The organism is Streptomyces sp. TLI_55 (assembly GCF_900206255.1).
GTDB classification, from domain to species: domain Bacteria; phylum Actinomycetota; class Actinomycetes; order Streptomycetales; family Streptomycetaceae; genus Streptomyces; species Streptomyces aquilus.
In genome coordinates this window covers 6,472,002-6,486,519 of sequence record NZ_OAOJ01000001.1, presented here as the reverse complement: position 1 = coordinate 6,486,519, position 14,518 = coordinate 6,472,002, and the positions used below count along the sequence as shown (strand labels likewise).

Here is a 14,518-nt window from a genome sequence, read left to right as displayed (position 1 = left end):
GCCAACTTGTCATGCGTTACTTGTCGGTTGACTCCTGGCTCTCGCCGTTCTCCTCAGGAGCATCAGTGGAGTCGCCGGCTTCCGCCACCTCGGCTGCAACGGCTGCCGACGTCTCCGCCGACTCCGCCAGGACCTCGTCCGCCACCAGCTCCGCCGCTTCCTTCGCGACCGTCAGCAGGACCGTGTCCTGCGGAGCCTGGTCCTCGAAGTTCTCCGGGTGGTGGCAGGCGACCTGCTGGCCCGGCTTCAGCTCGGTGAGCTTCGGCTCGGTCGTCTTGCAGATCTCCGTCGCCTTCCAGCACCGGGTGTGGAAGCGGCAGCCGCTCGGCGGGGAGATCGGCGAGGGCACGTCGCCCTTGAGCAGGATGCGCTCGGACTTGGCGTTCTTGCGCCGCGGGTCCGGAATCGGCACCGCCGACATGAGCGCCTTGGTGTACGGGTGCATCGGCGCCTTGTACAGCGACTCGCGGTCCGCCAGCTCGACGATCTTGCCGAGGTACATCACCGCGATCCGGTCCGAGACGTGCCGGACGACCGAGAGGTCGTGCGCGATGATCACGTACGTCAGGCCGAGCTCCTGCTGGAGGTCGTCCAGGAGGTTCACGACCTGGGCCTGGATCGACACGTCGAGCGCGGAGACCGGCTCGTCGGCCACGACCAGCTTCGGGTTCAGGGCGAGCGCGCGGGCGATGCCGATGCGCTGGCGCTGACCGCCGGAGAACTCGTGCGGATAGCGGTTGTAGTGCTCGGGGTTGAGGCCCACGACCGACAGCAGCCGCTGGACCTCCGCCTTGATCCCGCCCTCGGGCGTGACGCCCTGGAGCCGGAACGGGGCGCCGATGATCGTGCCGATGGTGTGGCGCGGGTTCAGCGACGAGTACGGGTCCTGGAAGATCATCTGCACATCGCGGCGGAGCGGACGCATGCCGCCGACGCCGAGGTGCGTGATGTCCTTGCCCTCGAACTCGACCTTGCCGGCCGTCGGTTCGAGCAGCCGGGTGATCAGCCGGCCCATGGTCGACTTGCCGCAGCCGGACTCGCCCACGACACCGAGGGTCTCGCCGGCCTTGACCTCGAAGTCGATGCCGTCGACCGCGCGGACCGCGCCGACCTGCCGCTGCAGCAGGCCCTTCTTGATCGGGAAGTGCTTCTGCAGCCCGGTCACCTTGAGCAGGGTCTCACCGGGGGCGGCGTCGGCCTTGGTGACCAGGGTGCCGTCGCTCTGCGCAGGGATGCTCACTTTGTCCTCGCTCACAGCTTCGGCGCAATCTCTTCGGTCCAGATCCGCTCCCGCTGCTCCTGCGTCATGTGGCAGGCGGCCCAGTGCTGGCTGCCGACCTCGGACAGCTCGGGGCGGACCGTGCGGGTGACGTTGTCCTTCGGGATGTCCGCGTACGGGCAGCGCGGGTTGAAGGCGCAGCCGGACGGGATGTTGATCAGCGAGGGCGGGGAGCCCTTCACCGGGATCAGGCGCTCCTGCTGGTCGCGGTCGAGGCGGGGCATCGAGCCGAGCAGACCCCAGGTGTAGGGGTGGCGGGGCTCGTAGAACACCTTCTCCGCCGGACCGCGCTCGACGCAGCGGCCGCCGTACATCACCAGGATGTCGTCGGCAAGCTCGGCGACGACGCCCAGGTCGTGGGTGATGATGATGACCGCGGAGCCGAACTCCTTCTGCAGATCCCGGATCAGGTCGAGGATCTGCGCCTGGACGGTCACGTCCAGGGCGGTCGTCGGCTCGTCCGCGATGAGCAGTTCGGGGTTGTTGACCAGCGACATCGCGATCATCGCGCGCTGGCGCATACCGCCGGAGAACTCGTGCGGGTAGTTGTCCACCCGCTTGTCCGGCTGCGGGATGCCGACCCGGTCGAGCATCTCGACCGCGCGCTTCTTCGCGGTCTTCTTGTCCACCTTGTGGTGGATGCGGTACGCCTCCACGATCTGCTGGCCGATCGTGTAGTACGGGTGCAGCGCGGACAGCGGGTCCTGGAAGATCATCGCCATGTCACGGCCGCGCAGCTTGCGCACGTGGTCCGGGTCGGCGGTGAGCAGTTCGGTGCCGTCCAGCCAGATCTCGCCGGAGATCTGCGCCTTGCGCTTGCCGTACTGGCCGGCGGTGTGCAGGCCCATGATGCCGAGCGAGGTCACCGACTTGCCGGAGCCGGACTCGCCGACGATGCCGAGGGTCTTGCCCTTCTCCAGCTTGAAGGAGAGCCCGTCGACGGACTTGACCAGGCCGTCGTCGGTCGGGAAGTGCACCTTCAGGTCGCGCACTTCCAGGAACGAGGTCGGCGCGGGCGAGGCGGGGGTGGGCTCGCCCACGGCCGCTCCGCTCTTGCTGAGTTCGGTCATGCGAGCCTCACTCGGGGGTCGATCACGGCGTAGAGGATGTCCACCACGAGGTTGGCGATCAGCACCGCGAGAGAAGTGATCAGGGTGACGCCCAGAATGATGGGCAGGTCCTGGGTTTTGATGCCGTTGAGCACCGCCTGGCCGAGGCCCGGCAGGCTGAACGTGGTCTCGGTCAGGATCGCGCCGCCGATGAGGGCGCCGAGGTCCATGCCGAGCATGGTCAGGATGGGGGTCATCGTGGAGCGCATGGCGTGCTTGCCGATGACGACGCGCTCCTTGAGACCCTTCGCGCGGGCGGTGCGGATGTAGTCCTCGCCGAGGATCTCCATCATCGTCGCCCGGGTGATCCGGGCGTACATCGCCGCGTAGAGGAAGGCGAGGGTGATCCAGGGGAGGATCATGCCGCCGAACCAGCCGGTGAAGCTCTGGTCGAGGGGCACGTACTCGCCCTCGACCCAGCCGAGACTGTACGAGAAGATCGCGAGGCTCAGCAGGCCGGTGAAGTAGATCGGGAGCGAGACACCCGCGAGGGCGACGACCATCGCACCGCGGTCCCACAGGCTGCCCCGCTTGAGCGCGGAGAGCACACCGGCGGCGACACCGAACACCAGCCACAGCACGGCGGCACCGAGCGCGAGACCCAGGGTCACCGGGAAGCGGTCCGTGATCACCGGCCAGATGGCCTGCTCGGTGCGGAAGGAGTACCCGAAGCACGGCGCGGCACAGTGCACGGAGTCGCCACCGCCCACGTAGGTGCGACCGGCGAACAGACCCTTGAAGAACTCCCAGACCTGGGAGTAGATCGGGTCGCCCAGTCCGAGCTTCTGCCGCACGCCCTCGACGGCGGCGGGGTCGGCCTGCTTGCCCACGAAGCTCAAGGCGACGTCGACGCCCGCCCACTTGGGGACGAGGAAGAAGATGCCGAAGACCACCATGATGATGACCACGAGCATCACTGCGGCGGCGAACAGCCGCCTGATGAGGTAAGCGAGCACAGCTCTCGGCCCGCCGCGGGCCGCGGGCCACCGGAGGTCGTCCGGTGGCCCGCGCTCCCACGTCGCCGGCCTTCACCTGCCTTTCGTGCCGTACGGCGGGTGTGCCGGGTTTACTTCGAGGACTTCAGACCGAGGTTCACGAAGTCGTACATGCCGCTGTAGTTGTCCGACGTGTAGACGTTCGCGAGTCGGTCACCGCGCCAGTTGACGAACTTCTCGAAGACGAACGGCAGGTAGTAGCCGCCGTCCATGACCGCGTGGTTGATGTCCTTGGCGATCGCCAGCTTGCCCGCGTCGTCCTGCGTCTTCACGTAGGTGTCGAACAGACCGTTGATCTTCTTGTCGTCGATGAGGGCGAAGTTGTTGTTGCCGCTCTCGAGGATGTACTTGCCGTCCCACAGCGGCAGACCGAAGCCCTGGACCGACGGGAAGTCGGCGCCCCAGCCCATGATGATGATGCCGTAGCCCTTCTTCTTCACGTTGGAGGGGCTGCCGATGATGCCGGACGTCTGCGAACCGTCGAACTGGTCGATGTTGACCTCGATGCCGACCTTCTTCAGGGAGGCCTGAAGCGACTCGGCGGTGGCGACCTCGACCGGCTTGTTGTTGCGGACCGCGATGGTGGTCTTGAAGCCGTTCGGCTTGCCGCAGGCCTTCAGCTCTTCCTTGGCCTTGGCGACGTTGCCGTTCTTGTTCGCGCCGTTCAGCTCGTACGGGTCGTACGACTGGCCCTCGGAACCGGGGACGGTCGGCGGGAGCATGTTGGTGCCGATGTCACCACCGGCGACCGGGCCACCGCGCGCGGTCTGCAGCGAGACGTGGTCGGCACCGTAGATCACGGCCTTGCGGCAGTGCTCGTTGTCGAACGGCTTCACGCTCTGCGGGAAGGTCGCGTAGCGGATGTAGCCGGAGACCGGGTTGTCCAGGTTGGCCTTGTGCTCCTGGAGGGCGGTGGTGCGGCCCTGCGGGGACAGACCGGTCTGGTTGATGTCCAGGTCGTAGTCACCGGCGAGCAGACGGGCGTCCAGGTCGTTGGCGTTCGAGAAGAACTTGACCGAGATCTTGTCCGGGTAGGCCTTGCGGATCGGGTCCGAGGCCTGGCTCCACTTGTCGTTGCGGACGAGGATCAGGTCCTTGCCCGGGCTGTACGACTGGAACTTGTACGGGCCGGAGGAGAACGGCTTCAGGCCGTACTTGGACTTGGTGTCCTTGTCCTGGCGGACCGGGGAGGCCGAGACCAGGGCGAGGATCTCCTCGAAGTCGGCGTTGGGCTCCGGCAGGTGGAAGACGATCGTCTTGTCGTCCGGAGTGTCGATCGCCTTCAGACCGAGCTTGTCGGCCGAGGAGTCCTTGTAGGGGCCCTTGTACTCGCCCTTGGGGTCGAGGACGTCCTTCAGGTAGACCGGGCCGCCGGACAGCACGTCCTGCGCCCAGACGCGCTCGATGCCGTACTTGACGTCCTTGGACGTGATCGGCTTGCCGTCCTCCCACGTGATGCCGTCACGCAGGGTGTACGTGTAGGTCTTGCCGTCGTCGGTGACCTTGGCGAGACCGGTGGCGAGGTCCGGGGTGAGCTCGGTGCCCTTCTTGCCCGGGGCCGCGGCACCGGTGACGAGCTGGCGGCTGTAGTAGCGCGCAAAGTTCCACATGAAGCCGTAGTAGCCGCGCGTGGTGTCCCACGAGTCGGCGTCCTGGGCACCGGCGAACTTCAGCTCGCCGCCCTTCTTGGCGAGCGAGGCCTGGGCGACCTTGTTGTTCGCGGCGTTGAAGCCGGCCGCGCCGGTCGCCGAGCCCTTGTCACCGCCGTCGTCGTTGCCGCCGCCGCACGCCGCCGTGGTCAGCAGCGCGGCGACCGCGGCGACAGCGGCAAATGCCTGCTTCCGCCGCCCTGAGGTGCGTTGGGTAGTCACGATCTCGGATCCTCCGGATTTGATGAGAGACCCCGTGTCGGTGCCACGGGACGCTTTTGGTACGGCAGTTCAGCGGGAGCCCTTCGGGTCCAGCGCGTCCCGCACGCCGTCGCCGAAGAGGTTGAAGGCCAGAACGGTGATGAAGATCGCCATACCCGGGACCACCATGTAGGTGGGGTCCGACTTGTAGTAGTCGATCGCGTTCGAGAGCATCTGCCCCCAGGAGGCCGTGGGGGGCTTGACGCCCACGCCCAGGAAGCTGAGCGCCGCCTCGGTGAGGATGTTGGTGGGGATCATCATCGTCGTGTAGACGATGATCGGCGCGACCAGGTTGGGCAGCAGTTCCTTGAACAGGATGTAGAGCCGCCCGGCGCCGAGGGAGCGGGCCGCCTCGACGTATTCGCGCTCGCGCAGCGAGAGCGTCTGGCCGCGCACCACGCGTCCGATGTAGGGCCAGCCGAAGAAGCCGATGACGAGGATCATCACGAACAGGCGCACGCCCGTACCGGACAGTCCCAGCATGTTGTTCGGCATGACGGAGACCAGCGCGATGATGAACAGCAGCTGCGGGAAGGCCAGCAGACCGTCCATGACCCGGCTGATGGCGGAGTCGACCCAGCCGCCGAAGAAGCCGGCGAGGACGCCCAGGACGGTGCCGATGATCACGGCCACGATCGCGGACAGGAAGCCGACGAGCAGCGAGATCCGGGCGCCGTAGACGATGCGCGCGAAGATGTCGCGGCCGTTGACGGGCTCGACGCCCAGCCAGTGGTCGCCGCTGATGCCGCCGAAGGACCCCTTGGGGGTGCCGAACAGCGGGTCGATCAGGTCCTTGTCGTTGTACGCGTTCGGGTCCTGCCCGTACAGGCTGGTGATCACGGGCGCGAGCAGCGCGACCACGATGAGGATGAGGACCACGACGCCGCCCGCGAGGGCGAGTTTGTCCCGCTTCAAACGCTCCCAGGCGATCCGGCCCAGGGAACGTCCCTGTACGGCCTTGGCGCCGGCGTTGACCGCCGCTTCTTCGGCCGCGCTCGGGGCCGCTTCCGCGGTCGGCTCGTGCAATGGTGCCGTCATCTGGCAGGGACCCCTCTCAACCGGCGGTAGCCGGCCCGCACTTGCCGCTGTAGCGGCGTGATCAGTCCGTCGTACACAGGGGCGAAACCACCCCTGGTGCGGGAGTCTTCAACGCTTTGGCGATCTGTTGCCAGACTTGACGAGGAAAGGATGCATAAACGTGATGCGGGCTGCAGGGTTCCGTTATCCGGACAGCGGGTAACACCCGCCGGACGCAGGCCAGTTGGGGCAATCCGGACCTCATGGGGCCTTCCGCCCCGATCTACGCGCGCAGACACACGCTCGTAACACGGGAGTTCGTGACCGGTACTCCTCAGTAGCCGGCGGGCGCCGGAGGGTAGCCGTACCCGGCCGCGGGAGCCTGCGCCGGGGCCGCGTGCGCCTCTCGGTCGTAGAAGGGGCGGGCGCCGGCCCGCATCCACATCGCGACCGGGTCGTACTCGTCGGACATGGCGACCGTCGACACCGGCAGCCCGTCCGGGACCGCGCCGATGGACTGCTGCATCATCGCGCGCACCGAGTCCACCGCGGGCGGGCTGGTGTCGTAGACGTCGAGACCGATGGCGAGGTACGGCGCCCCGAGCGCGGGCTGCACCCAGGCGCGGCGCAGCGAGCGGACGGCCGGGGTGCGGTGGGCGTTCTGCGCGATCAGGGCGTAGAACTGCGGGATCTCGATACCGGGTTCCGACAGCCGCAGCGGACCGGCGGGCTGGCGCTCCAGGCCCGTCGCGATGCGGCGCAGGTCGAGCCAGGGGATGCCGACGCCGCCGCCGGGGGCGTGCGGGTTCAGCCAGAGACCGTAGTGGTCGGGGTAGAGGGTGCGCGCGACGTCGACGCCGTCGACGACCTCGTACGAGCGGTTCCAGCCGCTCGCCGAGAGTTCCTGGGCGGAGGTGACGCAGGGCGCGTAGCCGTAGCCGTCGACCTCCATGTTCCCGTACTGGGCGTCCGGGGAGCCCGCCTGGCCGTGCCACAGGAGCATCCAGACCTGGCCGGAGGAGGGGGTGGCGAGGGCGCGGAGGAGTGCCTCGTAGGCGTCGTAGCGCCCCGGCGTCACCTGGCGCAGCATGTGCTCGACCGTGCCGGTCGCTGTGCCGCTGGCACTCACCTTCTACCGCCCCTTCGGGAAAGTTTCGTGGTCGGAAACAGCTTAAGCGCCCAATAGCTCGGGGCTTGATGTGGTTCGCGAGTGCGGGTGGGTTGTGGCTGGTCGCGCCCACGCGGCGGAGCCGCGAATTTGATACAGCCCCGCGCCCCTGAGGTCCGCTGACCCTGGAGGCGTTTACAAGGGGCCCTGGTAGAAGGGCCTTACCTGTTCCCGCATCCAGTGGCCCACCGGGTCGTCCGCCACGTCCAGCAGGACCAGGTTCACCGGCCACTGCACCGGGGTCTGGCCCAGGGCCCGGCCCAGGGCGTCCATCGGGAGGGTACGCAAGTCGCCCTCCCATTGGGAGAGTTCCACGCCCACGAACAGCACGGGGTCGGCCGTCTCGATCGCGGCCAGGCAGCGGCGGGCCGTCCGGACGACTCCCGTCGCGGCGAACTCGGCCGAGGCGGCGGCGAGGAAGTCGACCGGGTCGTCCTGCCAGTCGGGCTCGTAGAGCTTGACCCGGCCACCGCTGTTGGGGCCGTCCAGCGGAGTCCGCCCGGCCCGGCACAGGTCCGCCACGGCGGGCGGCGGGAGCGGGACGCCGACCACGCCGTCCGGGTTCACGGCGATGCCGACCTGCGGCGGGAGGCCGCGCGCGAACTCCACCGCCGGGGCGATCGTGTACGCCATGTGCGCCCCGGCGACCTGGCGGAACTGTTCCTCGGAGCTGAAGACCGGGACGTAGGCCTGGCCCTCGATCTCGAAGGTGGGGAGGTCGAGCGGGCCGGTGTGGGCGCCGCCGCCGTTCGGCAGCGGGACCCAGACGAAGCTGCGGCCGAGGACCTCGATGATCCGGCCGTCGGCGCCGGGCACGCCGAGGGCGGCCGAGAGCACCTCCTCCAGCTCGTTGCCGGGCCATCCGCCGCCGTGCGGATGAGGGTGCGCCTGTGCCGGGAAGTCCTGTGCCGGGAAGTCCATCTGTCCGTCCGCTTGCCGAGTACCGCTGATGTGGCTGAAAGGCTAACGGGTGCGGGCCCCTGAGCACCCCGGTCGTCAGCCCGTGAACCCGATCCTGCGCAGGGCGTCCGCCGCCGCCCGGTCCAGGAGCACCGCCGAGCCCACGCCCTGCGGCAGTTCGCCCCGCTCCACGGAACGGATCAGGCGGGCGGCCGCGGTGCGGTGGCGGAGGAAGGCGTAGCGCGAGACGCCCCGGCCGCGCTCGCGCTGGCCCTCGAGCGCGGTGTCCGCGGTGACGTCGAGCAGCAGCAGATGCAGGGTGCCGCCGCGGCGGTGGGCCGCGCGGGCCAGCCAGCCGCGCACCCAGGACTGGGTGCCGCAGTCGTGCACCACGACCCCCTCGCCGGAGCGCAGGGCGCGGTACAGGCCGAGGTAGTGGGCGGCGCGGACGAGGGGGCGGTAGACCGCGTACGGCAGGAAGCGGGGCGCGCGGGCGTCCCAGCGGTCGCGGGTGTCCTGGGAGTCGATCCGGATGCCCTTGACGGCGCGTCGCATCAGGGTGGACTTGCCGCTGCCGGGCAGACCGGTGATCACGACCAGGTCGTCGGGGGCGAAGAGCAGGGCGTGCGGGCTGTGGCCGGCACGGTCGCGCAGGTCGCGGACGACCGGCTGCGGTGCGCAGGTTTCCTGGGCCGGAGCTGTCGGCTGCGCGGGCAGCGCGACGGCCGAGGTGGTGGCGTACGCAGTGGGCCTGTTCACCGTGATCGTCCTCCTCCGGGGTCGAGGGGTTCCCCTCCCCACCGAGCGTAAAGAGAAGGTAATGAGGTGTCTCTCTCGTTTTGGTGCTCGTCCTGCCACAAGCCGGTTACAGAGGGGGCGGCGACGGGAGCGGCCGATGCGGCCCTGCCGCCCGTGCCCGATGCGTGCAATGATGTCCGCGCCAACTGCATACCGGCCGTTCGAATCCGCGCGGGAGAGTCCCCACCACTGGCTGGGGCGCCGAAGGAGCAAGTCCCTCCCTTGAATCTCTCAGGCCCCGTTACCGCGCGGGCGAGGCACATCTGAAAAGCGGGTCACCGTTTCCGGTGGCTCCACCCAAGGTGCAAGTCATGTCCCCCGCGGTCATGGCGAACCTCTCAGGTTCCGATGACAGATGGGGAGGAACGACCTCGCCCGTCATGCCTTGGGAGAAGACCGTCCGATGAGCAACGCACCCCGCCTGACCGCGCTCGACGCCCTGCACCGTTCGCTCGGCGCGACGATGACCGACTTCGCCGGCTGGGACATGCCCCTGCGCTACGGCTCCGAGCGCGACGAGCACAACGCCGTGCGCACGAAGGCCGGGCTCTTCGACCTCTCCCACATGGGCGAGATCACGGTGACCGGGCCGCAGGCCGCCGCCCTGCTGAACTTCGCCCTCGTGGGCAACATCGCCTCCGTCGGCGTCGGCCGCGCCCGCTACACCATGATCTGCCGCGAGGACGGCGGCATCCTCGACGACCTGATCGTCTACCGGCTCGAAGAGACCGAGTACATGGTCGTCGCCAACGCCTCCAACGCCCAGGTGGTGCTGGACGCCCTCGTCGAGCGCTCGGCCGGCTTCGACGCCGAGGTCCGCGACGACCGGGACGCCTACGCGCTGCTCGCCGTCCAGGGCCCCGAGTCCCCCGGCATCCTCGCCTCCCTCACCGACGCCGACCTCGACGGCCTGAAGTACTACGCCGGGCTGCCCGGCACCGTCGCGGGCGTCCCGGCGCTGATCGCCCGCACCGGCTACACCGGCGAGGACGGCTTCGAGCTGTTCGTGAAGCCCGAGCACGCCGTCGAGCTGTGGCAGGCCCTGACCAAGGCGGGCGAGGGCGTCGGCCTGGTCCCGTGCGGGCTGTCCTGCCGGGACACGCTCCGCCTGGAGGCGGGCATGCCGCTGTACGGGCACGAGCTGAACACCTCGCTCACCCCCTTCGACGCCGGGCTCGGCCGGGTGGTGAAGTTCGAGAAGGAGGGCGACTTCGTGGGCCGCGAGGCGCTCACCGAGGCCGCCGCCCGCGCCGAGACCGCGCCGCCGCGCGTCCTCGTCGGCCTCATCGCCGAGGGCCGCCGCGTCCCGCGCGCCGGGTACGCCGTCGTCGCCGACGGCCAGGTGATCGGCGAGGTCACCTCCGGCGCCCCCTCGCCCACGCTGGGCAAGCCGATCGCGATGGCGTACGTCGACGCCGCGCACGCCGCGCCGGGCACGCCCGGTGTCGGTGTGGACATCCGGGGCAGCCACGAGCCGTACGAGGTCGTGGCGCTGCCCTTCTACAAGCGTCAGAAGTAGCCGCCGTAGGTGATGCTGAGCACACGGACGCTGCTCACGCACGCCTTCCGCAGTCCCCCATTCATCAGCACTCCCCCGCGTACAGGAGAATTCAGGCCATGAGCAACCCCCAGCAGCTGCGCTACAGCAAGGAGCACGAGTGGCTGTCGGGCGCCGAGGACGGCGTCTCGACGGTCGGCATCACGGAGCACGCGGCCAACGCGCTCGGCGATGTCGTCTTCGTGCAGCTCCCGGAGGTCGGGGACACGGTGACCGCGGGCGAGACCTGCGGCGAGCTGGAGTCGACCAAGTCGGTCTCCGACCTGTACTCGCCCGTCTCCGGTGAGGTCACCGAGGTCAACGAGGACGTCGTCAACGACCCGTCGCTGGTGAACTCCGCGCCCTTCGAGGGCGGCTGGCTGTTCAAGGTACGCGTCGCGGAGGAGCCGGCCGACCTGCTCTCCGCCGACGAGTACACCGCCTTTTCCGCCGGCTGAGGAGTCTGCACCTGATGTCCGCACTGAACACGCCCCTGCACGAGCTCGACCCGGAGATCGCCGCGGCGGTCGACGCCGAGCTGAACCGGCAGCAGTCCACCCTCGAGATGATCGCGTCGGAGAACTTCGCCCCGCTCGCGGTCATGGAGGCGCAGGGCTCGGTCCTGACCAACAAGTACGCCGAGGGCTACCCGGGCCGGCGTTACTACGGCGGCTGTGAGCACGTCGATGTCGCCGAGCAGATCGCCATCGACCGGATCAAGGAACTGTTCGGCGCCGAGTACGCCAATGTCCAGCCCCACTCCGGTGCCTCGGCCAACCAGGCCGCCCTGTTCGCGCTGGCCTCGCCCGGCGACACGATCCTGGGCCTGGACCTGGCGCACGGCGGCCACCTCACCCACGGCATGCGGCTGAACTTCTCCGGCAAGCAGTTCAACGTGGTCGCCTATCACGTGGACGACGCCGGTCTGGTCGACATGGCCGAGGTGGAGCGCCTGGCCAAGGAGCACCGCCCGAAGGTGATCATCGCCGGGTGGTCGGCGTACCCGCGGCAGCTGGACTTCGCGGAGTTCCGCCGGATCGCCGACGAGGTCGAGGCGTTCCTGTGGGTCGACATGGCGCACTTCGCCGGTCTGGTCGCGGCCGGGCTGCACCCCAACCCGGTCGCGTACGCGGACGTGGTCACCTCCACGACCCACAAGACGCTGGGCGGGCCGCGCGGCGGGATCATCCTGGCGAAGAAGGACTTCGCGAAGAAGCTGAACTCGTCCGTGTTCCCGGGCTTCCAGGGCGGCCCCCTGGAGCATGTGATCGCGGCGAAGGCGGTGTCCTTCAAGGTCGCCGCGAGCGAGGAGTTCAAGGAGCGCCAGCGGCGTACGGTGGAGGGTGCGCGCATCCTCGCCGAGCGTCTGACCGCCGCGGACGCCCGCGAGGCCGGGGTCAACGTGCTCTCCGGTGGCACGGACGTGCATCTGATCCTGGTGGACCTGCGTGAGTCGGAGCTGGACGGGCAGCAGGCCGAGGACCGTCTCCACGAGGTCGGCATCACGGTCAACCGCAACGCCGTCCCCAACGACCCGCGCCCGCCCATGGTGACGTCGGGCCTGCGCATCGGCACCCCGGCGCTGGCCACCCGCGGCTTCACGGCCGAGGACTTCGCCGAGGTCGCGGACGTCATCGCGGCGGCCCTGAAGCCGTCGTACGACGCCGAGGCACTGAAGGCCCGGGTCAAGGCCCTGGCCGACAAGCACCCGCTGTACCCCGGCCTGAGCAAGTAGTAGTTCCCTGGTGGGGGCACCCGACGATGTGTGCCCCCACCCTTTTTGAAGGAGTTCCCGTGGCCATCTCGGTCTTCGACCTGTTCTCGATCGGCATCGGCCCGTCGAGCTCCCACACGGTCGGCCCGATGCGCGCGGCCCGCATGTTCGCCCGCCGTCTGCGCAACGAGGACGTGCTGTCCTCGGTGGCGGCCGTCCGCTCGGAGCTGTACGGCTCGCTGGGCGCGACCGGCCACGGCCACGGCACCCCCAAGGCGGTGCTGCTCGGTCTGGAGGGGGCGTCCCCTCGTACCGTCGACGTGGAGACGGCCGACGAGCGGATCGAGGCGATCAAGAGAAACGGTTCGCTGAATCTGCTGGGCGAGCACGAGATCGCCTTCTCCTTCGACGACGACCTGGTCCTGCACCGCCGCAAGGCGCTGCCGTACCACGCGAACGGCATGACGCTGTGGGCGTACGACGCGTCCGGGGCCGAGCTGCTGTCGAAGACGTACTACTCGGTCGGCGGCGGATTCGTCGTGGACGAGGACGCGGTCGGCGCGGACCGCATCAAGCTGGACGACACGGTCCTGAAGTACCCCTTCCGCACCGGCGACGAGCTGCTGCGTCTGACCAAGGAGACCGGCCTGTCGATCTCCGCGCTGATGCTGGAGAACGAGCGGGCCTGGCGCACCGAGGACGAGATCCGGTCCGGGCTCCTCGACATCTGGCGGGTCATGCAGGCCTGCGTCTCGCGCGGCATGTCGCGGGAGGGCATCCTGCCGGGCGGGCTCAGGGTCAAGCGCCGGGCGGCCGTGACGGCGCGTCAGCTGCGGGCGGAGGGCGACCCGTTGGCCCACGCGATGGAGTGGATCACCCTCTACGCGATGGCGGTCAACGAGGAGAACGCGGCCGGCGGACGCGTCGTGACCGCGCCGACGAACGGCGCGGCCGGCATCATCCCGGCGGTCCTGCACTACTACATCAACTTCGTGCCCGGCGCCGACGAGGACGGCGTGGTGCGCTTCCTCCTCGCGGCCGGTGCGATCGGCATGCTCTTCAAGGAGAACGCCTCCATCTCCGGCGCCGAGGTCGGCTGCCAGGGCGAGGTCGGCTCGGCCTGCTCGATGGCGGCGGGGGCGCTGGCGGAGGTGCTGGGCGGCTCGCCGGAGCAGGTGGAGAACGCGGCCGAGATCGGCATGGAACACAACCTCGGCCTGACCTGTGACCCGGTCGGCGGCCTGGTCCAGATCCCGTGCATCGAACGCAACGGCATGGCCGCGGTGAAGGCGGTCACCGCCGCCCGCATGGCGATGCGCGGCGACGGCTCCCACAAGGTCTCCCTCGACAAGGTCATCAAGACCATGAAGGACACCGGCGCCGACATGAGCGTGAAGTACAAGGAGACGGCGCGGGGCGGACTCGCGGTGAACATCATCGAGTGCTGAGCGGGCAAGGGGTCCGCGTGCCAAGGTGGTGGGCGATGCACCCGCCCCCTCCCCCCCTACGGCACTTCAGGGAGCCCCCATGCTGCGCGGCATCGACGTGAGCGCGTACCAGTCCTCCTCCTACTCCACCGACGGCATCTCCTTCGTCTTCGTCAAGGCGACGGAGGGCCGTACGTACACCAACCCCAAACTGGCGGCCCAGACCAAGCACGCCCGTGACGCCGGTCTGGTCGTCGGCTTCTACCACTTCCTCTGGCCGGGCAATCTGACCGCGCAGGCCGAGCACTTCGTGAGCAAGGCCCCCGAACGGGCGGGCGACATCCTCGCCGTGGACTGGGAGACCACCGACGAGGGAACGCACGCGAGCAACGCGGAGAAGGACCGGTTCATCCGGAAGGTGAAGGAGCTGCGGCCGAACAACCGGGTCGTGCTCTACACGAACCGGAACTACTGGCTGAACATCGACACGACGTCCTACGACGGCGACGGCCTGTGGATCGCCGACTACGTGACGGCCGGCAAGCCCCGCATCAAGGCGAAGTGGCTCTTCCACCAGTACACGGACGACCCGCTGGACAAGAACGTGGCGGACTTCTCCAGCAGGGCCGCCCTGCGTGAGTGGGCCGAGGACGCCTGATCGGTG

General features: G+C 69.1%; 13 protein-coding genes and 2 riboswitches. Of the genes, 5 read left to right on the top strand and 8 right to left on the bottom strand.

Going from position 1 to position 14,518, the window contains the following annotated elements; all coding sequences use genetic code 11:
- Window positions 1–16: 16 nt before the first annotated feature.
- From CRP56_RS30020 to CRP56_RS29985, 8 genes are all read right to left on the bottom strand, one after another.
- Window positions 17–1,240, bottom strand: a complete 1,224-nt coding sequence (locus CRP56_RS30020; protein ID WP_179851162.1) for an ABC transporter ATP-binding protein — start codon at window positions 1,238–1,240, stop codon at window positions 17–19.
- Between the two features lie 11 nt (window positions 1,241–1,251).
- Entirely contained in the window at window positions 1,252–2,349 is a 1,098-nt protein-coding gene (locus tag CRP56_RS30015; protein ID WP_097269244.1) for an ABC transporter ATP-binding protein, read from the bottom strand.
- On the bottom strand, window positions 2,346–3,344 hold the full coding sequence (locus CRP56_RS30010; protein WP_097269243.1) for an ABC transporter permease: 999 nt from the start codon (window positions 3,342–3,344) through the stop codon (window positions 2,346–2,348). The genes CRP56_RS30015 and CRP56_RS30010 overlap by 4 nt, the downstream gene beginning before the upstream one ends.
- 110 nt (window positions 3,345–3,454) lie before the next feature.
- On the bottom strand, window positions 3,455–5,254 hold the full coding sequence (locus CRP56_RS30005) for an ABC transporter substrate-binding protein (protein ID WP_097269241.1): 1,800 nt from the start codon (window positions 5,252–5,254) through the stop codon (window positions 3,455–3,457).
- A 69-nt stretch (window positions 5,255–5,323) separates the two neighbouring features.
- Window positions 5,324–6,331 carry an ABC transporter permease gene (locus CRP56_RS30000; protein WP_097269239.1) on the bottom strand — a complete coding sequence of 336 codons (1,008 nt, stop codon included), beginning with the start codon at window positions 6,329–6,331 and terminating at the stop codon, window positions 5,324–5,326.
- 313 nt (window positions 6,332–6,644) lie between these two features.
- Window positions 6,645–7,439 carry an enhanced serine sensitivity protein SseB C-terminal domain-containing protein gene (locus CRP56_RS29995; protein WP_097269237.1) on the bottom strand — a complete coding sequence of 265 codons (795 nt, stop codon included), beginning with the start codon at window positions 7,437–7,439 and terminating at the stop codon, window positions 6,645–6,647.
- A gap of 174 nt (window positions 7,440–7,613) precedes the next feature.
- Window positions 7,614–8,399 carry an enhanced serine sensitivity protein SseB gene (locus CRP56_RS29990; protein WP_097269235.1) on the bottom strand — a complete coding sequence of 262 codons (786 nt, stop codon included), beginning with the start codon at window positions 8,397–8,399 and terminating at the stop codon, window positions 7,614–7,616.
- Window positions 8,400–8,474: 75 nt separating this feature from the next.
- Window positions 8,475–9,137: an AAA family ATPase gene (locus CRP56_RS29985; RefSeq protein ID WP_097269234.1), complete on the bottom strand. Its 663-nt coding sequence runs from the start codon at window positions 9,135–9,137 to the stop codon at window positions 8,475–8,477.
- Window positions 9,138–9,338: 201 nt separating this feature from the next.
- Window positions 9,339–9,433, top strand: a riboswitch (glycine riboswitch).
- A riboswitch (glycine riboswitch) is annotated at window positions 9,434–9,541 on the top strand.
- A gap of 38 nt (window positions 9,542–9,579) precedes the next feature.
- On the opposite strand from CRP56_RS29985, the gene gcvT reads away from it, so the two are divergent.
- The 5 genes from gcvT to CRP56_RS29960 all read left to right on the top strand — a co-directional run bounded on the left by gcvT (window position 9,580) and on the right by CRP56_RS29960 (window position 14,512).
- Window positions 9,580–10,695 carry a glycine cleavage system aminomethyltransferase GcvT gene (gene gcvT, locus CRP56_RS29980; protein ID WP_097269232.1) on the top strand — a complete coding sequence of 372 codons (1,116 nt, stop codon included), beginning with the start codon at window positions 9,580–9,582 and terminating at the stop codon, window positions 10,693–10,695.
- Between the two features lie 98 nt (window positions 10,696–10,793).
- On the top strand, window positions 10,794–11,171 hold the full coding sequence (gene gcvH / locus CRP56_RS29975; RefSeq protein ID WP_062026852.1) for a glycine cleavage system protein GcvH: 378 nt from the start codon (window positions 10,794–10,796) through the stop codon (window positions 11,169–11,171).
- 14 nt (window positions 11,172–11,185) lie between these two features.
- Window positions 11,186–12,448 (top strand): serine hydroxymethyltransferase, encoded by a 1,263-nt coding sequence (glyA, locus tag CRP56_RS29970; protein ID WP_097269230.1) that lies wholly within the window; start codon window positions 11,186–11,188, stop codon window positions 12,446–12,448.
- 59 nt (window positions 12,449–12,507) lie between these two features.
- Window positions 12,508–13,875 (top strand): L-serine ammonia-lyase, encoded by a 1,368-nt coding sequence (locus tag CRP56_RS29965; protein WP_097269228.1) that lies wholly within the window; start codon window positions 12,508–12,510, stop codon window positions 13,873–13,875.
- A gap of 79 nt (window positions 13,876–13,954) precedes the next feature.
- Complete coding sequence (locus CRP56_RS29960; protein ID WP_097269226.1) at window positions 13,955–14,512, top strand: glycoside hydrolase family 25 protein; 558 nt, start codon at window positions 13,955–13,957, stop codon at window positions 14,510–14,512.
- Window positions 14,513–14,518: the final 6 nt, after the last annotated feature.